General features: G+C 71.4%; 21 protein-coding genes. 8 read left to right on the top strand and 13 right to left on the bottom strand.

Going from position 1 to position 24,115, the window contains the following annotated elements:
* Positions 1-35: 35 nt before the first annotated feature.
* Positions 36-395: a DUF3099 domain-containing protein gene (locus OG811_RS18390; RefSeq protein WP_406067379.1), complete on the bottom strand. Its 360-nt coding sequence runs from the start codon at positions 393-395 to the stop codon at positions 36-38.
* Positions 396-499: 104 nt separating this feature from the next.
* Here OG811_RS18390 and OG811_RS18385 point away from each other — a divergent pair, with 104 nt between their 5' ends.
* Together OG811_RS18385 and OG811_RS18380 are read left to right on the top strand one after the other, a co-directional pair.
* Complete coding sequence (locus OG811_RS18385) at positions 500-787, top strand: hypothetical protein (protein ID WP_406067377.1); 288 nt, start codon at positions 500-502, stop codon at positions 785-787.
* A 13-nt stretch (positions 788-800) separates the two neighbouring features.
* The gene (locus OG811_RS18380; protein ID WP_406075788.1) at positions 801-1,112 is read left to right on the top strand and encodes a hypothetical protein; all 312 of its coding nucleotides are present in this window, start codon (positions 801-803) and stop codon (positions 1,110-1,112) included.
* 9 nt (positions 1,113-1,121) lie between these two features.
* Here the strand turns inward: OG811_RS18380 and OG811_RS18375 are convergent, their stop codons facing one another.
* Positions 1,122-1,712, bottom strand: a complete 591-nt coding sequence (locus OG811_RS18375; RefSeq protein ID WP_406067375.1) for an HhH-GPD-type base excision DNA repair protein — start codon at positions 1,710-1,712, stop codon at positions 1,122-1,124.
* Positions 1,713-1,807: 95 nt separating this feature from the next.
* On the opposite strand from OG811_RS18375, the gene OG811_RS18370 reads away from it, so the two are divergent.
* Together OG811_RS18370 and dtd are read left to right on the top strand one after the other, a co-directional pair.
* On the top strand, positions 1,808-3,292 hold the full coding sequence (locus OG811_RS18370; RefSeq protein WP_406067373.1) for a methyltransferase: 1,485 nt from the start codon (positions 1,808-1,810) through the stop codon (positions 3,290-3,292).
* A 43-nt stretch (positions 3,293-3,335) separates the two neighbouring features.
* Positions 3,336-3,758, top strand: coding sequence for a D-aminoacyl-tRNA deacylase (gene dtd / locus OG811_RS18365; RefSeq protein ID WP_406067372.1), 423 nt, complete (start codon positions 3,336-3,338; stop codon positions 3,756-3,758).
* A 192-nt stretch (positions 3,759-3,950) separates the two neighbouring features.
* Here dtd and OG811_RS18360 read toward each other — a convergent pair whose 3' ends face one another.
* Positions 3,951-4,739, bottom strand: a complete 789-nt coding sequence (locus OG811_RS18360; protein WP_406075786.1) for a sporulation protein — start codon at positions 4,737-4,739, stop codon at positions 3,951-3,953.
* A gap of 229 nt (positions 4,740-4,968) precedes the next feature.
* Between OG811_RS18360 and sigB the strand changes: the two genes are divergently transcribed.
* The gene (gene sigB, locus OG811_RS18355) at positions 4,969-5,985 is read left to right on the top strand and encodes an RNA polymerase sigma factor SigB (RefSeq protein ID WP_406067371.1); all 1,017 of its coding nucleotides are present in this window, start codon (positions 4,969-4,971) and stop codon (positions 5,983-5,985) included.
* A 123-nt stretch (positions 5,986-6,108) separates the two neighbouring features.
* Here the strand turns inward: sigB and OG811_RS18350 are convergent, their stop codons facing one another.
* Genes OG811_RS18350 through OG811_RS18340 form a run of 3 tightly spaced genes read right to left on the bottom strand, consistent with a single transcriptional unit; the run spans position 6,109 to position 10,780 of the window.
* The gene (locus OG811_RS18350) at positions 6,109-8,664 is read right to left on the bottom strand and encodes a GNAT family N-acetyltransferase (RefSeq protein WP_406067369.1); all 2,556 of its coding nucleotides are present in this window, start codon (positions 8,662-8,664) and stop codon (positions 6,109-6,111) included.
* Positions 8,665-8,689: 25 nt separating this feature from the next.
* Positions 8,690-9,871: an acetoin utilization protein AcuC gene (locus OG811_RS18345; RefSeq protein WP_406067367.1), complete on the bottom strand. Its 1,182-nt coding sequence runs from the start codon at positions 9,869-9,871 to the stop codon at positions 8,690-8,692.
* 48 nt (positions 9,872-9,919) lie between these two features.
* On the bottom strand, positions 9,920-10,780 hold the full coding sequence (locus OG811_RS18340) for a sulfurtransferase (protein ID WP_406067365.1): 861 nt from the start codon (positions 10,778-10,780) through the stop codon (positions 9,920-9,922).
* A 101-nt stretch (positions 10,781-10,881) separates the two neighbouring features.
* Here OG811_RS18340 and OG811_RS18335 point away from each other — a divergent pair, with 101 nt between their 5' ends.
* Positions 10,882-11,571 carry a metal-dependent transcriptional regulator gene (locus tag OG811_RS18335; RefSeq protein ID WP_406067364.1) on the top strand — a complete coding sequence of 230 codons (690 nt, stop codon included), beginning with the start codon at positions 10,882-10,884 and terminating at the stop codon, positions 11,569-11,571.
* Positions 11,572-11,589: 18 nt separating this feature from the next.
* On the opposite strand, the gene OG811_RS18330 is transcribed toward OG811_RS18335, so the two are convergent.
* From OG811_RS18330 to nrdR, 5 genes are all read right to left on the bottom strand, one after another.
* Positions 11,590-12,138, bottom strand: coding sequence for a hypothetical protein (locus OG811_RS18330; protein ID WP_406067362.1), 549 nt, complete (start codon positions 12,136-12,138; stop codon positions 11,590-11,592).
* Positions 12,139-12,250: 112 nt separating this feature from the next.
* Positions 12,251-12,505: a DUF5522 domain-containing protein gene (locus OG811_RS18325; protein WP_406067360.1), complete on the bottom strand. Its 255-nt coding sequence runs from the start codon at positions 12,503-12,505 to the stop codon at positions 12,251-12,253.
* A gap of 64 nt (positions 12,506-12,569) precedes the next feature.
* A complete protein-coding gene (locus OG811_RS18320; protein WP_406067359.1) occupies positions 12,570-13,505 on the bottom strand; it encodes a DUF2332 domain-containing protein in 936 nt (311 codons plus the stop codon).
* Between the two features lie 656 nt (positions 13,506-14,161).
* The gene (locus tag OG811_RS18315; protein ID WP_406067357.1) at positions 14,162-17,056 is read right to left on the bottom strand and encodes a vitamin B12-dependent ribonucleotide reductase; all 2,895 of its coding nucleotides are present in this window, start codon (positions 17,054-17,056) and stop codon (positions 14,162-14,164) included.
* Positions 17,057-17,085: 29 nt separating this feature from the next.
* Positions 17,086-17,589: a transcriptional regulator NrdR gene (gene nrdR / locus OG811_RS18310; RefSeq protein ID WP_272616340.1), complete on the bottom strand. Its 504-nt coding sequence runs from the start codon at positions 17,587-17,589 to the stop codon at positions 17,086-17,088.
* Positions 17,590-18,313: 724 nt separating this feature from the next.
* On the opposite strand from nrdR, the gene lexA reads away from it, so the two are divergent.
* Positions 18,314-19,099 carry a transcriptional repressor LexA gene (lexA, locus tag OG811_RS18305; RefSeq protein WP_110563337.1) on the top strand — a complete coding sequence of 262 codons (786 nt, stop codon included), beginning with the start codon at positions 18,314-18,316 and terminating at the stop codon, positions 19,097-19,099.
* A 74-nt stretch (positions 19,100-19,173) separates the two neighbouring features.
* Here lexA and OG811_RS18300 read toward each other — a convergent pair whose 3' ends face one another.
* Together OG811_RS18300 and hflX are read right to left on the bottom strand one after the other, a co-directional pair.
* A complete protein-coding gene (locus OG811_RS18300) occupies positions 19,174-20,895 on the bottom strand; it encodes a hypothetical protein (protein ID WP_406067354.1) in 1,722 nt (573 codons plus the stop codon).
* Positions 20,896-20,945: 50 nt separating this feature from the next.
* The gene (gene hflX, locus OG811_RS18295) at positions 20,946-22,400 is read right to left on the bottom strand and encodes a GTPase HflX (RefSeq protein ID WP_406067352.1); all 1,455 of its coding nucleotides are present in this window, start codon (positions 22,398-22,400) and stop codon (positions 20,946-20,948) included.
* A 183-nt stretch (positions 22,401-22,583) separates the two neighbouring features.
* Here hflX and OG811_RS18290 point away from each other — a divergent pair, with 183 nt between their 5' ends.
* Positions 22,584-24,050 carry an NAD-dependent malic enzyme gene (locus OG811_RS18290; RefSeq protein WP_406067350.1) on the top strand — a complete coding sequence of 489 codons (1,467 nt, stop codon included), beginning with the start codon at positions 22,584-22,586 and terminating at the stop codon, positions 24,048-24,050.
* The last annotated feature ends 65 nt before the right edge of the window (positions 24,051-24,115 follow it).

Here is a 24,115-nt window from a genome sequence, read left to right as displayed (position 1 = left end):
AGCCGTTGCCGGTCGACCCATGGCCCGCTCGCGGGTCAGGGTTCGGCGTCGATGATTTTGTGCGGGCGTTCCTCCGCGGTAAGGCTCATCGGCGGGGTGTCGTCCTGATGGCGGGGGTGGAAGCGGTTGGCCAGCCGGTGCTGCTCCTTCGGCGGCCGGTCGTTGGCCAGCAGCACGGCCAGCCAGGGGATGAGCACCATGCCGAGGCCGCACAGCGGCAGCCAGAGCCAGAGCAGTGGGGCGTTCGCACCGACCAGGACCGCGCCGGCGATGATGCACACCACCCGGATGCCCATCATCAGGACATAACGGCGCTGACGACTGTTGAGCTGATCGTCCTGGCTGCGCGAGGCGTCGGTGATCAGAATCGGCTGGTACGCCTGACGCTTCACCATGGACCTCCTCGAGGGGATTACGCCTCATCCTGTCACCGCACGACCGTGATCAGGGAAATTCGAATCATCCCGCTACGTGTTACGTTCGTGGTACGCTCCGCGACGTGGGCAGCAGGTTCAGCTTCACCGACGAGGCGTTGGCCAACCTGATGGTCTACGACGTCACGCCCGGGGAAGTCTGGGAGGCGCTGCACAGCGCCCGACGGGTCATCCGCCATCTGGGCGACGACGTGATGGTGGTTTACGCCGCCGCCCGCCGGGGCCGCCGACTGGCGGTGCTGCTCGCCGAGGCCGATGGCACCGACAACGACTGGGACATCCTCTCCGCCCGTGAGCTGAGCGACGTCGAGTCCAAGCGCTACGACGAGGCCGTGCGGAGATCGCGCCGATGAGGAGGCCGTGACGATGCACCGTAACGACGCGACCAAGCAGTTCCACAGCGGCGACGACCGGATCGCCGAGCTGATCGATGAGAGCCCGGCGGTGGATCTCCCCACCCCCGACACCGACGTGCCGATGGTGAGCCGGTCAGTCCGGCTGCCGCTGGACACCTACGAGCGGGTGCGGGCCGCCGCCGACGCCCGGGGCATCGGGGTCACCACGCTGATGCGCCAGTGGATCGACGCCGGCCTGGCCGACCTGGACGACTCCGCGACCGTCTCACTCGCCGACGTGCGGCGCGCGCTGGCCTCGCTGGCGCACCCCACCGCCGCCTGAGCGACCGGCTCAGCCGTCGGCGGCCTTCGCCTTGGCTGCCGCCTTCATCTGCTGCTTGTACTCCCGCACCCGGCGCAGCGAATCGACGTCGGTGACGTCGGCCACGGACCGGTACGCGCCAGGGTCGCCGTACCCGCCGGCCGCCTCCCGCCAGTCCTGCGGGGTCACCCCGAACCGCTTGCCGAGCAGGGCCACGAAGATCTGCGCCTTCTGCTTGCCGAAGCCGGGCAGCTCGGAAACCCGGCGCAGCAGCTCCGGCCCGTCGGCGACGTCAGACCAGAGCAGCGCCGCGTCGCCGTCGTAGCGCTCCATCAGGACCTGGCAGACCTCCTGCACCCGGGCCGCCATCGCCTTCGGAAACCGGTGCAGCGCGGGCGGCTGGGCGAAGAGCGCGACCAGGGCTTCCAGGTCGTACCCGGCCAACTCCGCCGCGTCCAGGTCATGCCCGAGCCGCTGCGCCAACACGTACGGCGAGGAGAACGCCTTCTCCATCGGCACCTGCTGATCGAGAACCATGCCGAGGAGCAGGGCCAGGGGGCTGCGCTCCAGCAGCCGGTTGGCCTCCGGGTCGATGGGCAGCACAAGCGTCATGGCCACCATCCTGCCTGGCTCACCGGGCCGGGCGGACCCCGACGCTCCGACGTCTTCCGGCGGGTGGCGACGAGCCGGGAGGCAACGGGAGGCAGGATGACGGCGTGGACGAACACGACATGCTGCTCTCCCCCGCCGGCGTCGACGCGCTGCGGACCGCGCTGAGCCGGACCGGGTTCACCGGCAACGGCATCGCCGAGAGGCTGGGCGCGCAGGCAACCGCCGCGGTCGCCCGGAACGACTACCGGGCCGCGCTGCGCGCCACCGAGGACGGCGACCCGCTCGCCACCCTGACCCGGGTGTTCATCTGCGACCAGACCGAGCCGGAGGCGGCGGTGGCCGCCGCGCTGGCGCCGCTGAGCCTAACGGAGGCGCTGGCCGGCGGGCTGGTCGAGCGGTACGGCGATGGCCTGCGTGCCGGCGTCGACCTGGAGCCGTACGGGGACGACTGGTGGGTGCTCGCCGACGTGCCAGCCAGCGCCCGGCCGGGCCGACCGTTGCACGCCGAGCACGTCCTCGGCATCGGCGGGGCCACCCACACCCTGATCGGCGCGACCATGCGCCGGCCGGTCGACACCGCACTGGACCTGGGCACCGGCTCCGGCGTCCAGGCCCTGCACCTGGCCACCCACGCCAGGTCGGTGACCGCCACCGACCTCTCCGAGCGGGCGCTGCGCTTCGCCGCGACCACCGCCGCCCTCAACGGCCAGGACTGGGAGCTGCTGCGCGGCGACATGGTCGCGCCGGTGGCCGGGCGGCGCTTCGACCTGGTGGTGAGCAACCCGCCGTTCGTGGTCGGCCCGGGCACCACCACGCACGTCTACCGCGACTCCGGCCGGGTCGGTGACGCGATCGGCGCCGAGCTGGCCGCCGCCGCCCCCGGCCTGCTCACCGAGGGCGGCACCATGCAGTACCTGGCGAACTGGGTGCACGTCGCCGGCGAGGAGTGGGACGAGCGGGTGGCCGGCTGGTTCGCCGGGACCGGCCTGGACGCCTGGGTGATCCAGCGCGAGGTGGCCGACCCGATGGCGTACGTCGACCTGTGGCTCACCGACGTCGGCGAGACCGCCGACCCGCAGCGGATGGCCGCCTGGCTGGACTGGTTCGACGCGCACAAGGTGGAGGGCATCGGCTTCGGGATCGTGTCGCTGCGCCGGGGTGGGCACGCCGACCCGGTGGTCCGCGTGGAGGACCTGCGCCAGCGGGTGCAGCCGCCGCTGGGCGACCAGATCGCCGCCTGGTTTGACCGCCAGAACTTCCTCACGGTACGCGACACCGAGGCGCTGCTCGCCGAGCGCTACCGGGCCGCCGAGGGCCTCCAGCTGCGACAGGAGGCCACCATGGGCGACGAGGGCTGGGCGGTGGACCGGCAGGTCCTCGCGATGCCGCACGGCCCGCGCTGGACCGAGGAGATCGACCCGCTGGTGCTGGCACTGGTCGGTGGCGCCGACGGCCAGCTCCCGCTGCGCGATCAGCTCGCCCTGCTCGCCGCGGCGCACAACGTCGAGCCCGACGAGATGGCCGAGGCCGCCGGCCCGATCGTGGCGCACCTGGTCGAGCGCGGCTTCATCGAGCCGGTGACCACCTGATGCGGGTCGTACCGGCGGCGGGTTGTGCGGCGGTGGTCTGCTGATGCGTGCGGTGGTGCAGACCGTCGGACGGGCGAGCGTGACCGTGGACGACGAGGTTGTCGGCGCAATCGGGAACGGCCTGCTGGTGCTGCTCGGGGTGACCCACACCGACACCGCGGAGACCGCTCAGACGATGGCCCGCAAGGTGCACGAGCTGCGCATCCTGGACGACGAGCGATCGGCCGCCGATACCGGCGCGCCGATCCTGGTGGTCAGCCAGTTCACCCTCTACGGAGACGCCCGCAAGGGCCGCCGTCCGAGCTGGACCGCCGCCGCCCCCGCCGAGGTGGCCGAGCCGTTGGTGACGGCAGTCGTCGATGCGCTACGCCAGCGCGGCGCGCCGGTCGAGACCGGCCGCTTCCGCGCCCACATGCTCGTCGAGAGCACCAACGTAGGCCCCCGAACCCTCCTCCTAGACCTCTAACTCGGAAGTAGACCTACTTCCTCCCGATCAGGGCCGCTTCGCGAAGCCAAGCAGCAAGGACTAACCCCACCCACCCACCCACCACCCGCCCCGCCCCGCCCCGTTGATCATGAAGTTATTGCCCGCCGCAGCGGCGTGTCGGGGCAACAACTTCATGATCGCGCGAGAGAACGTCCGCGGGGGTGGGTCGAGTTAGGAGAAGAGGCCTCGGCGGGTCAGGGACTGGCGGAGCCAGTTGTCGAGTTCGGCGGTCCAGTCGGTGCGGTCGGCGGTGGCGTGGTCGACGGTGAAACGGCCGAAGGCGTCCCGACCCTCGGTGAAGACACCGCCGCGCTTGTCGACCTCCAGCACCACCTGCATCTGCTGCGCATCGGCGATGAAGGTGACCTCCAACTGGTTGATCGAGCGGGCGTACTGCGGCGCCGGGTTGAACTCGATTTCCTGATAGAACGGCAACGACTGCCGTACGCCATAGATGTGACCACGCTCCACATCGGCGCGCGCGAACCGGAAGCCCAGCCGCAGCAACGCGTCCAGCAGCCGCTCCTGCGCCGGCAGCGGGTGCACCGACACCGCGTCCAGGTCGCCCTTGTCGACCGCGCGGGCGACCTCCAGCTCCGTACGCAGGCCCATCGTCATGCCATGCAGGTGCTGCCCGTACAGCTCGGTGACCGGTGTCTCCCACGGCACCTCGAAGCGGAACGGGATGTCGTAGCGCTGCCCTGGTTCCAGCTGGAACGCGCCGGTGACCTGCTGGCGGTGGAATTCCTGAGTGGTGTCGTAGTCGTTGTCGCCGCTCTCGACCTCGACCCGGGTGACCAGGCCGAGGGTCACGTGGTCGATGTCGACCTGGTGGTCACCGCCGAGCACCTGGATGCGGCCCTCCAGCTGACCGCCCGGGCGGCAGTTCGGGTTGGCCAGCACCGTCTCCACCGACGGGCCGCCGACCCCCATCGCCTTCATGAGCCGTTTGAAGACCACACCGTCCTCCAACTTCTGTCCTCGACGACCAGAGGTGGCCGACCGTCCGCAACGTAGCCGTGGCAGGCAACCACACACCGGGACGACACACCGCACCAGCGATCCGACCCAATTCCTGTCGGGTGCCCGATCGCCTCACTCCCGTTTTACGCCCCGCCCGCCAAGCTGTGTGCACACCGGCGCCACTGGGCCGGAGACACGGCACAGACGTGGAAACGGGGAGACAGAGATGGTCCTGCAGATGACGGAACACCGGACGCGCCCGGCCACCACGACGGACACCGACGGGGCCTCCGAGGTCCTCGCCGACCTGGACGCCACCGACGAGCGCGGCATCTCCACCGACCTGGTCCGGGCGTACCTGAACGGGATCGGCCGGACAAAGCTGCTGACCGCCGCACAGGAGGTCGATCTGGCCCGGCGGATCGAGGCCGGCCTGTTCGCCGACGAGAAGCTGGCCACCTGCACCCCGGTCTCCCCGGAATTGCGGGCCGACCTGGAGCTGATCGTCGCGGAGGGCCGGGCGGCCAAGGACCACCTGTTGGAGGCGAACCTGCGGCTGGTGGTCAGCATCGCCAAGCGCTACACCGGACGCGGCATGGCGTTCCTCGACCTGATCCAGGAGGGCAACCTCGGTCTGATCCGGGCGGTGGAGAAGTTCGACTACGCCAAGGGCTACAAGTTCTCCACGTACGCCACCTGGTGGATCCGGCAGGCGATCACCCGCGCGATGGCCGACCAGGCCCGCACCATCCGCATCCCGGTGCACATGGTTGAGCAGGTCAACCGGATGGTCCGGGCCCGCCGCGAGCTGTCGGTGACGCTGGGCCGCGAACCGACGGTCGCCGAGGTGGCCCGCGCACTGGAGATCCCCGAGATTCAGGTCATCGAGCTGATCTCCTACGACCGGGAGCCGGTCAGCCTGGATCAGGCCGTGGGCGACGACGGCGAAAGCGCGCTCGGCGACTTCGTGGCCTCGGTGGACCCGCGCACCGAACCGGGCGACGCCGCCGCCCAGGGCGAGTTGCGCAACGAGGTCAGCATCGTGCTGGCCACCCTGTCTCAGCGGGAGCAGGCGGTCATCCGGCTCCGGTTCGGTCTGGACGATGGCCGGCAGCGCACCCTGGACGAGGTGGGCCGTGAGTTCGGCCTGTCCCGGGAGCGGATTCGGCAGATCGAGAAGGTGACGCTGCTGAAGCTGCGCGCCCCGGAGCGGGCCCAGCGCCTGGAGGCGTACGCCAGCTGACGCACCCGGTTCCCATGGAAGGCCCTGGCGGTTCGCCGGGGCCTTCCCTGTTGTCGAGGTGCTTGGCGGGGGCGCTGATCCGCGATACACAGCAGATCTCCAGCCGCGCCTGACCCGACGCACTCACAGGCGACGGGGGCCGGTGTCCGGTCGGGCGGCCACACCGCCGACCCGCACCTGAGCGTGCAGGACCGAGATGCCGTCGGGGCGAGCGAGCACCGGGTTGAGGGTCAGCGACCGCACCCGGGGTTGCTCGTCGGCGAGCTGACCCACCCGCAGCAGCAGGTCGGCCAGGGCCGCCCGGTCGACCGGTGCGGCACCCCGGTGCCCGCGCAGCAGCGGCGCCGCCCGGGGCTCGTCGACCAACTCGGCGGCGTCCCGGTCGGTCAGCGGCACTGCCCGCCAGGCCCGATCGCCGAGCAACTCGGTGGCGACCCCGCCGAGACCGAAGCCGACGACCGGCCCGAACGCCGGGTCTTCCACCAGCTCCACCACGCAGGCCACCCCGGGCGGGACCATCGGCTGGACCAGCGCGTCCGCGCCGAAGGCCGCCGCCAGCTCGGCGTACGCGCGACGGAGGGCCGGCTCGTCCGGCAGGTCGAGCCGGACCGCGCCGAGGTCGAGTCGGTGCCGCAGCCCGGGGGCGGCCGCCTTGAGCGCCACCGGGAAACCCAGCCGCGCCGCCGCGTCGACCGCCGCGCCGACCGAGTCGACGGGCACCGAGGCCACCACATCGATGCCGTACGCGGCCAGCAGCGCACCCGGATCGGTGGCGTCGGAGCGGAGCGCGGCCTGCGCGGCGGCTCGATCGATGTCGGGCAGCTGAGGCGTCACCCCGGGCGGGCGGCGGAGCCACTCGGCATACCGGTGCACCCGGGCCAGAGCGCGCACCGCCTCCTCCACGCCGCCGTACGCGGGCACCCCCGGCGGCAGCCGGCCGACCAGGAACGTCGCCACCGTCGGCTTGCCCAGCGCGAGGGCGGCCGGCAGCGCGGCGGTCACGTCGGCGTCCACCTCGGTCAGTTGGCCGGGCAGCGGCGGGGCGAAGACCACCACCAGGGCGTCCACCTGGTCGTCGCCGGCCGTCTTTGCGAGAGCGGCGGCGAACTCGGCGGCACCGGCGCTCGGCCCGACATCGCGGGGATAGCCGTCGGCGACGGTGAGGCCCTGCCCCACGCAGGCGGTGGCGGCAAGGCCGGTCAGGGCCGACGAGTTGCCGACCACACCGACCCGGCCGCCGACCGGCAACGGCTGGTTGGCGAGCAGCACACCCACGTCGAGCAGCTCCGGCACCGTATCCACCCGGATCACCCCGGACTGGGCGAAGAGGGCGGCCACCGCCACCCCGTCCGGACCGGCGGTGTCACCCACCCCGACCGGGCGGGCCGGCGAGGCCAGCGCGACGACCGGCTTGGCACGGCCGATCCGCCGGGCCAGCCGGGCGAACTTGCGCGGGTTACCGAAGGTCTCCAGGTACAGCATGATCACGTCGGTGCCGGGGTCGTCCTGCCAGTACTGAAGAAGGTCGTTGCCCGAGACGTCGGCCCGGTTGCCGGCCGAGACGAAGCTGGACAGCCCGAGGCCACGCCGGTCCGCCTCGGCGAGCAGCGCCACCCCGAACGCACCGGACTGGCTGAAGATGCCGACCCGACCGGCGGGCGGCAGGGCCGGGGCGAGGGTGGCGTTGAGGCGTACCGCCGGGTTGGTGTTGGCCACGCCCAGACAGTTCGGGCCGACGACCCGCATCCCCGCGGCGTGCGCCGCGCGGACCAGCGCCCGCTGGGTGGCCGCGCCTTCGGCGCCGGCCTCGGCGAAGCCGGCCGAGATGACCACCAGGCCGTGCACCCCCGCGGCGGCGGCGTCGGTGACCACCGCGGTCGCCGCCTGCGGTGGGACCGCCACCACCGCCAGGTCCACCGGCATTCCGGCGTCGACCGCTGACGGGTACGCGGGCAGGCCCGCCACGGTCGACGCGCTCGGATGCACCGGCACCACCGCCCCGGTGAAACCACCGTCACGCAGGTGCCCGAGCACCGCCGCGCCGACGCCCTGGCCGGTGGCGCTGGCACCGTAGACGACGATGCCACGCGGGGCGAGCAGCCGGGCGATCGAGCGGGCCTCGGTGCGGTGCTCCCGGCCGCGCTGCACCTCCAGCGTGGCTTCGGTGGGGGCGATCGGGAAGCTCAGGTGCACCACACCGTCGGCGTACTCGCGCTGAACCTGGTAGCCGAAGTCGGCGAAGACCCGCAGCATCGTCCCGTTGGCCGGTAGCACCTCGGCGACGAAGCTCATGATGTCGTGACGACGGGCCGCGTCGGCCAGGTGCTCCATCAGCACCGAGCCGATGCCCCGGCCCTGGTAGGCGTCCTCCACCACGAAGGCCACCTCCGCCTCCGGGGCCTGCGGGCCGAGCCGCTCGTAGCGGCCGACCGCGACGATCTGGTCGGCGGCCAGCACCACGAACGCCTCCCGGTCGTGGTGGTCGACGGTGACGAAACGGATCAGGTCGCGTTCCGGGATACGCGGGTACGGCGAGAAGTACCGCAGGTAGCGGGTGCGCTCGGAGAACCGGCTGTGCATCGCCACGATGCCCGGCGCGTCGGCCGGGTCGATCGGTCGCAACTGGACGGTGCTGCCGTCGCTGAGCAGCACGTCCACCGGCTGGTCCACGATCGTCACCGGTGCGGCCCTCCCCCGGCCCGACTCAGTCCCGTGGATCGTACGGGTCGAGCCCGAACAGCGGGAAGACCTTCTTGCGGGTGGCCGCGATCGCCCGGTCCACCGCGTTCGGCTCACCGGTCGGCTGCCACGGCTCGTACGACGGGTCCGCGTCGTCGGTCATCCGCAGCGGCACCTCCCGGCCCAGACGACGGGAGGCGACCAGATCCCGCCACGCCGGTGGGGTGAGCGTGGCCGGGTCGATCGGGTCACCGGTGGCCACGGCCAAGAGGTGCGTCCACGCCCGGGGCACCACCTCGACCAGCGCGTACCCGCCGCCGCCGGTGGCCACCCAACGGCCGTCGCACAACTCGTCGGCGAGTGCCCGCAACGCCAGGTAGGTGGCCCGCTGCCCGTCCACCGTCAGGTTCAGGTCCGCGAGCGGATCCAGTCGGTGCCCGTCGGCACCGCACTGGCTGACGAGCACCTGCGGCCGGAACGCGCGCAGCACCGACGGCACGATCGCGTGGAACGCCCGCTGCCAGCCGGTGTCGTCGACACCCGGCGGCAGCGGCATGTTGACCGCGGTGCCCAGCGCGCCCGGCCCACCCGTCTCGTCCGGGAAACCGGTGCCCGGGAAGAGCGCCAGCGGGGTCTCGTGCAGGCTGACCGTGAGCACCCGGGGGTCGTCCCAGAAGATGTCCTGCACTCCGTCGCCGTGGTGCACGTCGACGTCCACGTACGCGATCCGCTCAGCGCCCAGGTCGAGCAGGCGGGCGATGGCCACCGCGGGGTCGTTGTAGACACAGAAACCAGAGGCCCGGGCCGGCATCGCGTGGTGCAGGCCGCCGGCCACGTTCACCGCCCGCCGGGCATCGCCGCGCCAGACCGCCTCGGCGGCAGCCACCGTCGCGCCGACGACCAGCGCGCTGGACTCGTGCATCCCCTCGAAGACCGGGTTGTCGGACGTGCCCAGCCCGTACCCGGCGAACAGCGGGTCGCGCGGCGCGGCGCGCACCGCGGCCAGGTAGGCCGGGTCGTGCACCCGGATGAGCACGGCATCGTCAGCGGGCTCCGGCTTGACCACGCGCACCCCGGGCCGATCCAGGATGCCCAGCTCGCGAGCGAGCGCGACGGTCAGCTCCACCCGGACCGGGTCGAGCGGATGGTCACCCATGTCGTAGGCGAGCAGCGACTCGTCCCACACCACCACCGTGTCGTCGGACATGAGCCCATCGTCGCACGAGGACCGTCGCCGGCCCACCGCACGCGCTGGTCAGCGGCCAGATGTCGGCCCGGAGGCGACCGGTCGGGCCGGGTCCGCCACCCAGTTGCTCCACGATCCAACATAGAGAGCAGCGTCCGTACGACCAGCCAGGTGCAGCGCGAGCACCGCCTGCGCGGCGGTCACACCCGAGCCGCAGTACGCCCCGACGGCCCGCGCCCCGGTCACCCCGGCGGCGGCGAACCGCTCGCTCAACAGATCGGTGGCCAGGAAGCGCCCGTCCGGGCCGACGTACTCCCCGGCGGGCAGGTTCGCCGCTCCCGGCACATGCCCGGCGACGGGGTCGATCGGCTCCACCTCGCCCCGATAGCGGGGCGCCGCCCGTACGTCGAGCAGCACGGCGTCGTCCGCGGCGGCCAGCGCGGCGGCCTGCCCGGCGTCGAGCACCGGAAGATCACCGGGGCGTACCACGACGTCGCCGGACGCCCGGGCGGGCGCGTCCGTGGAGACGGGCCGGCCCGCGGCGACCCAGGCCGGGTAGCCACCGTGCAGCAGTCGCGCCGGGCGGTGTCCCGCCCAGCGCAGCGTCCACCAGGCCCGCGCGGCGGCCAGGCCGTCGCCGCCGTCGTACACCACCACGGGGTGACCGGCGCGGACGCCGGCGGCCCGCAACGCGGCCTGCAACGCGGCCGGGTCGGGCAGTGGATGCCGACCGCCGGCGCCGGGCGTCCCGCAGAGCGCGGTGTCCAGGTCGATGAAGACCGCGCCGGGCAGGTGGCCGGCGAGGTAGTCGTCGCGGCCGGGTGGGCCGACGAGCCGCCAGCGGACGTCGAGCAGGGTTGGCGGATCGGCGTGGTCGAGCTCGGCGGCGAGCCGATCGACCTCGACCAGCGGCTCCTGGATACCGGACATGGCGACCATCCAACACCATTCACGCCGGGAGCACCCGGTTCGGTGGCGGCCGCCGGCCCAACACCCGAGGTAGCATCGTGCACCGGAGGGCCGCTGACGTTATGAAGTCTCACGACCTGGTCGATACGACCGAAATGTACCTACGCACCATCCTTGAGCTGGAAGAGGAGGGGGTGCCCCCGCTGCGTGCCCGGATCGCCGAACGGCTGCAGCAGAGCGGCCCCACCGTGAGCCAGACCGTCGCGCGGATGGAGCGCGACGGCCTCCTCACCGTCGAGGGCGACCGGCACCTGACGCTCACCGCGCGGGGTCGTGGCCGCGCCGTGTCGGTGATGCGCAAGCACCGCCTCGCCGAGCTGCTGCTGGTCAACGTCATCGGGATGCCCTACGAGGAGGCCCACGAGGAGGCCTGCCGCTGGGAGCACGTGATGAGCGACGCGGTGGAGAAACGGGTCTACGACCTGCTCAACCGGCCGACCCGCTCTCCGTACGGCAACCCGATCCCGGGGCTACAGGAGCTGGGCTCGCCGGCGGTGGAAACCCCCGAAGTTGTTGAGAGCGAGCGCAACCTGGCCTTCCCCGGCCTTTCCGGGCCGGTCGTGGTGCGCCGGATCTGCGAGAGCGTGCAGAAGGACGCCGACGTGCTGCGCCAGCTGCACGCCGCAGGTGTCGACCCGGGTGCCACGGTGACCGTGGCGCAGGAGCGCGACGGGGTGTCGATCGACCGGTCGGGTGACCGGGTGCGGCTGCCCCGCGAGGTCGCCTCGCGGGTCTTCGTCGCCGCCAACTGACCAACGGGCACCCGGGCGTCACAGCGCCCGGGTGTTCACCTTCTTAGCCAGTGCGGCCAGGTCGCCGGTCAGCTTCTCCGCCACCGTGCGCTCGCTGCCCCGAGCACCGGTCCAGCTCAAGGTGGCCAGCCGCCCGTCATTGGCCAGCCAGCCCACCTCGGCGACCGGCCCGCGCCCGCTCGCCGCAGCGGTCGTCCGCTTGTACGCCTGCTGGCCCAGCCCAGTGACCTTCGCCGCCTTGTCGGGCATCACGTCTGCGGCGAAGGTGGCCTTGTCGATGGTGGTCTCGGTCACGCTGAGCGTCAGCTCCGGCAGCGGCGCGCCACCGGCCCGGACCACACAGGTGTGCGTATCGCCCTGCTCGCTGGAGGCCGCCACGTCGAAGCGCACCTTGGCCAACTGCTCGATCACGGTGAAATCCAGCAGCCGGCAGGCACCCCCCGAGGAGGCCGCCGCCACGTCCACCGCGATCGGCACCGGTGGCGGCACCGCCACCGGCTCGGCCTCGGCGGCGCAGCCGCTCACCAGCAGCCCCGCCAGCCCGGCGACCACGATCCGCCCGCGCACGTTTCCACCCTCTCGCCGACCGACGGCGGAAGGCGCCCGCCCGATGTCCGTCGGCCACCGTACGGGGTGTCGGTGTCGGGCGGAAGCCCTCGTCTCATCGGCCCGCCGGCGCTTATCCGGACTGTAGATCATCCACGTACGGGCAGTGCCGGCAGCCGCGCCCGCAGCACGTGCCGCGCCGGGCCAGGAAGCCGGCGCTGAGCACGAACAACCCGCTCGCCGGGTCAGCGTAGCCGGCGTCCCCGGCGGCCAGCGCGGCGTTGTGCGCGGCGAGTATCCGGGGCCGGTCGGGGTGCTCGGGCGGCAGCCGGGACGGGTGCGGCTCGGTGAGCGGCCGGTCCGCCAACGGTCGTCGCTCTCCGGTCACCGCAGCAGTCTAGGGACACCCTTCGGCGTGCGGCTCAGCCGTGCCGGGCCAGCGGGCGGGGGCGTCAGGCGAACCAGGTCATCGCCTGACCGTGGCCTCGCGTCCAGGCCAGCGGTGTGCCGTCCAGCGCCATGACGTTGTACAGCCCTTCCTCCGGCGACTCCGGCAGCCCCTCGTACGGCAGCACCTCCGGGTCCTCGTTCGCGACCCAGTGTCCGGGCAGGCCACGGACCAGCCCGACGAACGCCTTCCGACGCGGCACGGGCACCTGGTAGAGCACGGAGGTGTGGATGACCACCAGCGTCGCGCCGGCCGGCGCCCGCGCGGCCAGCGCCGGCAGGTCGTCCACCAGATCGCCACGGACCAGCAGTGGCGGGTCGGCCGCGGCGACCGCCGCCGCGGCCCGCAGCCGGGCCCGCCGATGCGCGTGCTCCGGCCAGATCAGGGCGTCCAACCAGGACACGTCGTCGGGGTCGGTCACGTCGAGCGGGTTCAGGTCCAGGCCGGCCCGCCACACCACCTGGGGTACGCGTGCCGGCGGCACCAACCCGCTGGCCGCGCAATCCAGGACCGGCTCCCCGGAGCCGACCCGGTGCTCGCCATAGCGGTAGGCGTACCGGTCGGGATAGAGGCAGAGCCCGGCGGACGCCCCGACCTCCAGCAGGGCCAGCGGCTGCGGCAACGCGGCGAGCACCGGCAGCAGGACCGCACACCGGCCCGCCTCGTTCGTCTGGGTGGCCCGAGCCCGCACCTGCGCCTCGATGGCGGGCCAGTTCGCCACGGTGTAGTCGTGGAACGCGGCCGGGTCCTCGACCGGGCCGCCGAGCCACCGGACGACGCCGAACAGCAGGTTCGGCTGCCGCTTGGCCGGCGGGAGCCCGTCGAGCAGAGCGAGCAGCTCGTCGTCGCGGGACACCGCCAGGGACAGCCGCTCGTACGCGGGCGAGACCCCACGCACCTCGCGGCCAGCGAACCTGGCATACGCCTCAGCGGTCGTCATGCCCTGATCGTCGCAGCCGTCCCCCGGCAATCCGCACCCGGTCTGGTGCACCGCTCGACGCTCGCCCTCGAAGATCACTTGATGCTGAGAAGCCAGGGAAACCTCCGGCAACTACTCAGCATCACGTGATCATGGCAACACCGGTATGACCGTCGGTCACCGCAACTCGACGTCAATCCGGTCCTCGGCAAGCCGCTGGAGGATCTGGTCGAACCCAGCGGCCAGTGCGTCCAGGGCACGGCGTATCGGCGGATGGGGCCGGCATCCGAGGATATCGGCGCACACGGCAACCGCTGCGTCCGGATCACCCGTGGTCTATTCATCAACCAGCAACCAGCGAAGCGGGACGGGTTCGTCCCAGCGCCATCGCCTGTCCTGCGGGCTCGTCTCATCATCGGCCACGTGGGTCCCTTGCCAGCATGAGCGAGGCCGAGCGGCCGATCGCCGAATCGTCCGGCGGAACGGAGACGGAGATCTCGTTCACGGCTTGGCCCGGCGGGCAACGTCATGGCGAGCGTGATGCCTGTGAGGCATAAATATGACTCACAGGCATCACGGCCAACGGCAACATGCCCTCCGCCAGAGTCCGCGAGGACCTGGAAACGGCGCTGCCCCGACCTCCGATGCGGGAGGCCGGGGCAGCGCTGATGCGTACGTCAGCTGCAACCGCTGGTGGAGCCGCAGCCCTCGCAGACGTAGCAGCTACCGGCGGGGCGCATCTTCGTACCGCAGGTGAAGCAGAGCGGTGCGTCGGCGGCCTTGCCGATCACGGCCTCCAGCAGTTCGGTGCTGGAACCCACGTTCGGAGCCGGCTTGGCGGCGGCGACCTCGGCCATCTCCTGGGCCGGCTGCGCGATGGCCTCCGGCTTTGGCGGGCTCTCCACCGGCGCCGAGGACGCCATCGCGGTGAGCTCCGCTCCGGTGACCCCGGCGGCTTCCGCGTCGGCCTCGGCCCGCAGCTGGGCGGCCCGCTCCGAAGCGGTGAAGATGCCCAGCTCGGCGCGGCGCTCGTAGGGCAGGAAATCCAACGCCAGGCGACGGAAGATGTAGTCCATCACCGAGGCCGCCATCCGCACGTCCGGGTCGTCGGTCATGCCGGCCGGCTCGAAGCGCATGTTGGTGAACTTGCTGACGAACGTCTCCAGCGGCACGCCGTACTGAAGACCGATGCTGATGGCCACCGAGAAGGCGTCCATCACCCCGGCCAGGGTCGAGCCCTGCTTGGACATCTTGAGGAAGACCTCGCCAAGGCCGTCGTCCGGGTAGGACGACGCGGTGAGGTAGCCCTCGGCACCGCCGACGGAGAAGCTGACCGTCTCGGACGGGCGCTTCTTCGGCAGGCGCTTACGCACCGGCCGGTACTCGATGACCTTCTCCACCGCGGCCGGCGCGGCCGACGCGGTCTCGACGGCGGCCGGCTCGGTGGCCTTGTTGGACTTGGCCACGGAGAGCGGCTGGCCGACCTTGCAGTTGTCCCGGTAGATCGCCAGCGCCTTGAGGCCGAGCTTCCAGCCCTCGAAGTAGATCTTCTCGACGTCCTCGACGGTGGCCGCCTCCGGCATGTTGACCGTCTTGGAGATGGCGCCGGAGACGAACGGCTGGATGGCCGCCATCATCCGCACGTGGCCCATCGGGGCGATCGTCCGCTCCCCCATGGCGCAGTCGAAGACCGGGTAGTGCTCCGGCTTCAGGCCAGGGGCGTCGACCACGTGGCCGTGGTCGGCGATGTGCTCGACGATCGCCTCGACCTGCTCCTCGGGGTAGCCGAGGCTGCGCAGGGCGCGCGGCACCGTCTGGTTGACGATCTGCATCGAGCCGCCGCCGACCAACTTCTTGAACTTGACCAGCGCCAGGTCCGGCTCCACGCCGGTCGTGTCGCAGTCCATCATGAAGCCGATCGTGCCGGTCGGGGCGAGCACGCTCGCCTGCGCGTTGCGCCAGCCGAACTTGTCGCCGATCTTGTTGCCCTGGGTCCACTGCTTGGTCGCCTCGCGGACGATCGCGGTGGCCACCGGGCTGGTCGGCTTGATCTCGTCGTTGGCTGCGGCGTGCTTGCGCATGACCCGCTTGTGCGGCTCGGCGTTGCGGGCGTAGCCGTCGTACGGGCCGACGACGCCAGCCATCTCGGCCGAGCGGCGGTAGGCGGTGGCGGTCATCAGGGACGTGATCGACGCGGCGACCGAGCGGCCCTGCTCCGAGTCGTACGGCAGGCCGGTGGCCATCAGCAGGGCACCGAGGTTGGCGTAGCCGATGCCGAGCTGCCGGTAGGCGCGGGAGGTCTCGCCGATCTTCTCGGTCGGGAAGTCCGCGAAGCAGATCGAGATATCCATCGCGGTAATGACGAACTCGACGGACTTGACGAACTTCTCCACCTCGAAGCCACCGTCGGCGCGGAGGAACTTCATCAGGTTGAGCGAGGCCAGGTTGCACGAGGAGTTGTCCAGGTGCAGATACTCCGAGCACGGGTTCGACGCGGTGATCCGCCCCGTCTCCGGGCAGGTGTGCCAGTCGTTGATCGTGTCGTCGTACTGCAGGCCCGGGTCGGCGCACTCCCAGGCGGCCTGGGAGATGGTGCGGAACAGCTTCTTGGCATCGACGGTCTCGATCACCGAGCCGTCCAGCCGGCCGCGCAGGTCGAAGCCGCCGCCGTTCTCGACCGCCGACATGAACTCGTCGGAGACCCGGACCGAGTTGTTGGCGTTCTGGTACTGCACGCTGACGATGTCGGAGCCGCCGAGGTCCATGTCGAACCCGGCGTCACGCAGGGCGCGGATCTTGTCCTCCTCGCGCGCCTTCGTGACCACGAACTCCTCGATGTCCGGGTGGTCCACGTCGATGATGACCATCTTGGCGGCCCGGCGGGTCGCGCCGCCGGACTTGATGGTGCCGGCGGAGGCGTCCGCGCCGCGCATGAAGCTGACCGGGCCGGAGGCGGTGCCACCGGAGGAGAGCAGCTCACGGGACGAGCGGATCCGCGACAGGTTGACCCCGGAGCCGGAGCCGCCCTTGAAGATCAGCCCCTCCTCCTTGTACCAGTCGAGGATCGAGTCCATCGAGTCGTCGACGGCCAGGATGAAGCAGGCGCTGACCTGCTGCGGCGACGGCGTGCCGACGTTGAACCAGACCGGCGAGTTGAAGCTGAACACCTGGTGCAGCAGCATCCAGGTCAGCTCGTGGCCGAAGATCTCGGCGTCGGCCGGGCTGGCGAAGTAGCCGTACTCCTCACCCGCGGTGCGGTAGGTGGTGACCACCCGGTCGATCAACTGCTTGAGCGACCACTCCCGCTCCGGGGTCCCCACCGCGCCCCGGAAATACTTCGTGGTGACGATGTTGGCCGCGTTGACACTCCACGACTCCGGGAACTCGACCCCCCGTTGCTCGAAGTTGATCGAGCCGTCCCGCCAGTTCGTCATCACGACGTCGCGGCGCTCCCAGGTGACCTCGTCGTACGGGTGGACCCCCTCGGTCGTCCACACCCGTTCGATCTTCAGCCCAGCGCTCGCGTTGGCCCTGCTACGTGACCTGCTTGTCGTCACACCATCCCCCGACATCTCATCCGCCCCCTCGTCAAACACAAATCTCAATTGGTACGGCCGGCGGGTCCCGCCGCCCCGGCCTCCGCCGCGCCCTCCCGGGCGCGGGCGGCGACCCGCAATGTCTCGATCTCCTGCTCGAAGTCGGCGAGCGAGTCGAAGGACCGGTAGACGCTGGCGAACCGCAGGTACGCCACCTCGTCCAGGCCCTGCAGAGGGCCCAGGATCGCCAGCCCCACGTCGTGGCTGGGGATCTCGGCCGCACCCTTGGCCCGCACGGTCTCCTCGACCTTCTGGGCCAGCAACGCGATCGAGTCCTCGTCGACCGGCCGGCCCTGGCACGCCTTGCGCACCCCGCCGATGATCTTCGTACGACTGAACGGCTCGGTCACCCCGCTGCGCTTGACGACCGCGAGGACCGCCTCCTCGACGGTGGTGAACCGCTTGCCGCACTCCGGGCAGGACCGCCGCCGTCGGATGAGCTGGCCGTCGTCGGCCTCCCGCGAGTCGACCACCCGGGAGTCAGCGTGCCGGCAGTACGGACACCGCATCGCCCACCTCCTAATAATGATCAACTGCAACCGCACCGGACACCCCCGGGCACGACTCACCGCGACGGTGCCACCCTCGGATGACGCCCGCCGTGATCAACGTTACGGGAGTGCGGTCGGTAGTCGGACCCAACCTGTAGGCAACTTACGCCCATGTCACTACTACATCTAGGGGTTGACCGTATGTCGCCGGGAAAGCCGGGTCAAGTTGGCGCGCGGGTCCGGCGCGTCACGGACCATCCGGTCATCCACCCCCAGAACCACGCCCGAAAACCCAACGCCGAGACCGCCATCGAGTTACCGCCTCCCCACCCGCCAACCCCCACCGCCCCAACCCCCGCGCGCCCCCCGCGCTCCCCGCACGCCAACCCCCCACCTCGTCGATCTAGGGCAGATCGCCACTAGTGGATCTCCAATCACGACGATCTGACCTAGATCAACGGGGGCGGGGTGGGCGGGGTGGGGCGGGGTGGGCGGGGCGGGCGGGGCGGGCGGGGGGCGGGGGGGGCGGGGCGGGGTGGGGTTATCGAACGTGCGTGCTATTTGGCGTACCATTTATCAGAACATCCGTACTACCGGAGCGGTTTTCGCACCGACACGCGGGTGAGAGGTCGTACAGATGTTTGAAAATGACCGATCTCACCTATACGGTCATGAACAACGTGGCACCACCGCACGCACCACGAGCCGACGAGGCACCCAGCGCCGACCAGGGAGGACGGACGTGACCGAGGACCGGGCCAGCCGGCCGAAGAGCCCGCAGCAGATCACCGACGCGGGCCCGCCAGCCACCCGACGCCGCAGTGCCGCGCGCAGCCGGACGGGTCAGCCCGCCGTGCGCCCGGTCACCCCGGTGGTCAGCGCCTTCCCCGACCCGGCGACGGTCGACCTGACCGCCCGCCAGCGTCGCATCCTGGAGTTCATTCGCACCTGGGTGGAGCGGCACGGTTACCCGCCGAGCGTCCGGGAGATTGGCGAGGCCGTCGGCCTCGTGTCGCCGTCCAGCGTCGCCTACCAGCTCAAGGAGCTGGAGAAGAAGGGCTTCCTGCGCCGCGACCCCAACCGGCCGCGCGCGGTGGACGTCCGCGCCCCCAGCGAGGCCATCGACGACGAGCTCTCCCGTGCACAACGGCCGACCCCGGCGTACGTGCCGATGCTCGGCCGGATCGCCGCTGGTGGGCCGATTCTCGCCGAGCAGGCCGTGGAGGACATCTTCCCGCTCCCCCGCGAACTGGTGGGCGAGGGCGAGGTCTTCATGCTCCAGGTCAAGGGCGACTCGATGCTCGACGCGGCGATCTGCGACGGCGACTGGGTGGTCGTTCGGCAGCAGCCGACCGCCGACTCGGGCGAGATCGTGGCCGCCATGCTCGACGGCGAGGCGACCGTCAAGACCTACCGGCGGCGCGACGGGCACGTCTGGCTGATGCCACAGAACCCGGCCTTCGACCCGATCCCCGGTGACGACGCCACCATCATGGGCCGCGTCGTGGCGGTGCTGCGCCGGATCTGACCGGTCGACGGGTGAGTGCCCATGGGCGCTCACCCGCACCGGTTGTCAGGGGCGGGTGAGTCACCCAGCAGCCGTCAGTAGCGGTCGCCCCGATGGCCGCGACCGCCCCCGGGATACTGCCCGTACGGGTCGACGGGCGCGTCGTCGTCACGCCGACGACCGGGCCGCTGACCTCGAGGGTCAGGCTCCTGCCCACCGCGCCGGGGCGGCTCCGCACGACCGGCGCCGGGCTGACCACCGTCGCCGCCGTACACGCCGCTGCCCGGACGACCGCCCCCGCCCTGCGGACGACCACCGCCCTCGGGACGACCACCACCGACCGGAGGACGACCACCGCCACCGGCCGGGGGCCGTCCACCGCCACCGGCCGGGGGCCGTCCACCGCCACCGGCCGGGGGCCGTCCGCCGCCGTACACGCCACCACCGTCTGGCCGTGCCGCACCGTAGCCACCGTCGGCGACGGCCGGACGACCGCCGCCGCCGTACACGGCACCACTCGCCGGGGCCGGGCCACCGCGACCCGCACCACCGCCGTAGACCGCGCCGCCCGCCGGCGCGCCGCCACCGTAGACACCATCTCCACGGTGACCCGTTGCTGAGGAACCGTCGACGGCACGACCTGCGCGCGGGCCGAACGGCTCGCCATCCGGGTCCGACGCGTCGGACGCCTCGGCGGTCGGCGGTCGGCGGCGGGCCCGGACGATGCCGATGATGCCAGCGCCGACCAGCAGCAGGCCGAGAACCCCGACCGCGCTGACCAGGTACGTGATGTCGTTGAGACTCAACCCGTCGGTCCAGGATTTCGCGGCGGCCGGCTTGGCGCCCGCGTCTGGGGCCAGTGGCACCGCGGTCGTGCTCGACGGCGTGTAGCTGAGGATGTCGAGGGGTTCGTCTTCGGTGAACCGGCCCGCGTCGGAGACGGTGAGGAACGTCTTCCCGTCCGGGGTGTAGCTGATGGCCTCGCCGAACGGGTCGGCCAGCGCCGTCACCCGCGGCTTGCCGGTGGTGAGTGCGCCGACGATGTCGCCGCCGGTCACGTCGAACTCGAAGGCGTCCGCGTAGGTGCGCAGGACCACCCGGGAGCCATCCGGCGATCGGGACGCACCGGTGATGGCGATCCGGCCGAATGTGTTGAGTGTGTTCTCCGTCTGCGTCTGGGGCAGCGCGATGTCGCCGACCTTGCGCATCGGCACCGGGTCGGTGTCGCCGTTCTTCAGGGCCGCCGTCGGGGTGTAGATCTCGGCCTTGCCGCTGGTCACCTTGGTGATGATCAGCGGTTTTCCGTCGTCGCCGATGAGCAACGCCTCGGCGTCGTGCGGTTTGGCCTCGGGGTAGGAGAGCCGGTGCAGCGTCGGCCGCTTGGCGCCGGTGACCGGCATCGACCAGAGCGCGACGTGCGGGCGGCGCTGCTTCGAGGTGGTGTTGTCACCGGTGTCGGCGATCCAGAGGGTGTTGCCGTCCTTGGAGAGGGCGAGATCCTCGGTGTCGAACGGGCCCTGCCCCGAGTACTGGACCGGCTCCTTCGAGATCTTGCACTTGCTGTCGAGGAAGAAGATCCGTTTGCGCGCCGGGACATCGGTGCTGTCGTTGATGACGATGAAGCCGCTCTTGGTCGCGACCAGCCCGGACAACTCCCGTAGTCGCTCGTCCGTGATCGTGCACCGCTTCTGACCGGAAGTGACGGCGGGCAGCCCGGACAACCCGGGAGCGGGAGCCGCCACGGCGACTCCGGCGAGCGCCACGGTTGCCCCAAGCAGGCCGAGGGCAACCGTGACCGAGGAAACAACGCGGCGCATTCGGCCAGTGTCGCATGCCGCGCGTTTCCGGTGGATGACGCCGTGGCCGCTCAGGACCGGCTGCCGGCCGCCTGCTCCTGCCGCTCGACATCGAACGGCAGCAGCTCCGCGGCGAGCTCCGCACCGACGCGGACGTGCAGCAGAGTGCCCTCTGGCAGGTGCGACGTGCTGAGCACCTCGCCCGTGCGGTGCACCCGGGCCACCAGGTCACCCCGGTCGTACGGCAGCACGGCCCGGACCTCGACGGCCGGGCGCGGCAGCCGCTCCTCGATCGCCGCGCGCAGCCCGTCGATGCCCCGCCCGGAGTGCGCGGACACGAAGACCGCGTCCGGCCAGAGCCGCTTGAGCCGCAGCAGAGTGTCCTCGTCGGCCGCGTCGGTCTTGTTGACCACCAGCAACTCGGGGAGCCGGTCCGCGCTCACCTCGGCGAGCACCGCGTGGACCGCCCGGACCTGCTCCTCCGGATCCGGGTGGGTTCCGTCGACGACGTGCACCACCAGATCCGCCTGCGCGACCTCCTCCAGCGTCGAGCGGAACGCCTCGACGATCTGGTGCGGCAGGTGCCGGACGAAGCCGACCGTGTCGGACAGGGTGTAGAGCCGCCCGTCCGAGGCGGTGGCCTTACGGGTGGTCGGGTCCAACGTCGCGAACAGCGCGTTCTCCACGAGCACGCCCGCGCCGGTCAGACGGTTGAGCAGGCTGGACTTGCCGGCGTTGGTGTAGCCGGCGATGGCGACCGCGGGAACGGCGTTGCGGGAGCGCCGGGCGCGCTTGGTCACGCGTACCGTCTTCATGTTCTTGATCTCGCGACGTAGCCGGGAGATGCGGTGGCGGATGCGCCGCCGGTCGGTCTCCAGCTTGGTCTCACCGGGACCACGAACACCCACACCGCCGCCGGCGCCGCCGCCCCGGCCGGAACCACCGGTCTGCCGGGAGAGCGTCTCACCCCAACCGCGCAGCCGGGGCAGCAGGTATTCGAGCTGAGCCAGCTCGACCTGCGCCTTACCTTCCTTGCTCTTGGCGTGCTGGGCGAAGATGTCGAGGATCAGCGCCGTCCGGTCGACAACCTTGACCTTGGTGCGCTGCTCCAGGTTGCGCAGCTGCGACGGGGACAGCTCACCGTCGCAGATGATCGTGTCGGCGCCGGTGGCGAGCACCACCGCGCCGAGGTCGTCGACCTTGCCGCGGCCAATGTACGTGGCCGGGTCGGGTCGGGTGCGGCGCTGGATGAGCCCTTCGAGCACCTCCGAGCCAGCGGTCTCGGCCAGCGCGGCAAGCTCGGTCAACGAATTTTCGGCGTCGGTCACCGTGCCCTCGGTCCAGACACCCACCAGGACGACCCGCTCCAGCCGCAGCTGGCGGTATTCCACCTCGGTGACGTCGGTGAGCTCGGTCGACAGGCCCGGGACGCGTCGGAGGGACTGTCGCTCCGACAGCTCCATCTCGCCGGTGGTGACGTCGTCGAGCTCGTCCTCGACGGGGACAAAGCTCTCCTGGTCTCGCAAGCGGTTCTCCTGTCCGTTTTGATAATTAGAACGTAATCCTGACATGACACAACGCCGAACGCACCTGCTATATGCCCATGGTGAAGGTCGCCAAAAGTGGGGGCGAATGCTGGTCGGCCGCGACAACCCGGTAGACATGCGGGCGACGGCCGACCGGCCGCACAGCCGTGACGGAGGGATCCCGTGGCCATCACCCGACTGCCGAGCGCCGGATTTTCGATCACTATCCGGATTGCCGTGACCGCGGACGCCTCCTCGATCGGCCGGCTCACCACCTCCGTCGGCGAGGCCGGGGCGATCGTCACGGCGCTGGACGTGGTGGATTCGGACTCGACCAACGTGATCGTCGACCTGACCTGCGACACCGCCGACGCCGGCCACGCCGACCAGGTGGTCGACGCGCTGACCGCCCTGGACGGCGTCGACGTGCGCAAGGTGTCGGACCGGACGTTCCTCCTGCACCTCGGCGGCAAGATCGAGGTGACCTCGAAGGTCGCGCTGCGCAACCGCGACGAGCTGTCCCGGGCGTACACCCCGGGGGTTGCCCGGGTCTGCATGGCGATCGCCGAGAACCCGGCGGACGCCCGGCGACTGACCATCAAGCGCAACACCGTCGCGGTGGTCAGCGACGGTTCGGCGGTGCTGGGCCTGGGCAACCTGGGCCCCGCCGCGTCGCTGCCCGTGATGGAGGGCAAGGCGGCGCTGTTCAAGCGCTTCGGCGGGGTGGACGCCTGGCCGGTGGTGCTGGACACCCAGGACACCGACGAGATCGTGCAGATCGTGAAGGCGATCGCGCCGGCGTACGGCGGCATCAACCTGGAGGACATCGCCGCGCCGCGCTGCTTCGAGATCGAGGCCCGACTGCGTGAGCTGCTGGACATCCCGGTCTTCCACGACGACCAGCACGGCACCGCGATCTGCGTGCTGGCCGCGCTGACCAACGCGCTGCGGGTGGTGGGCAAGCAGCTCAAGGACGTCCGGGTGGTCGTCTCCGGAGCCGGCGCGGCCGGCACCGCGATCATGAAGCTGCTGCTGCGCCAGGGCGTGGGCGACATCATCGCGTACGACCGGAAGGGTGCCCTGCACCGCGGGCTGACCGGGCTCAACTCGGCCTGGCAGTGGCTGGCGGAGAACACCAACAAGGAGAACTACTCGGGCGACCTGCCGGGTGCGGTCCGGGGTGCCGACGTGTTCATCGGCGTGAGCGCACCGAACCTGCTCACCGGCGACGACATCGCTCAGATGGCCAAGGACTCGATCGTCTTCGCGCTGGCCAACCCGGACCCGGAGGTCGACCCGCGGGAGGCGCGCAAGCACGCCGCCGTGGTCGCCACCGGCCGTTCGGACCAGCCGAACCAGATCAACAACGTGCTCGCCTTCCCCGGGGTGTTCCGCGGCATGCTGGACGCGCACGCCGAGGCGTTCACCGAGGAGATGGCGCTCGCCGCCGCCCAGGCCATCGCCGACGTGGTCGGCGAGGAGAAGATCAACCCGACGGTGATCGTGCCGAGCGTCTTCGACCCCCGGGTCGCCCCGGCGGTCGCCGCCGCCGTCCGCGCCGCCGCAAGCAACCCGAGCCCGCTACCGGCCGCCGACCCCGGGCCCGCCGACCTTCCCGAAATCGCCGCCAACGCCAGCGCGACCCCCTGACGGGCTGACAGACGCGGAGCCGGGGCGGCTGGCACCGCCGCGAATGCGCCAGCCGGTCGCTTCCC

Source organism: Micromonospora sp. NBC_01638 (genome assembly GCF_045209745.1).
Taxonomy (GTDB): domain Bacteria; phylum Actinomycetota; class Actinomycetes; order Mycobacteriales; family Micromonosporaceae; genus Micromonospora.
Note: the sequence above shows the minus strand (reverse complement) of the source record. Positions and strands in the feature narration are given on the sequence as shown.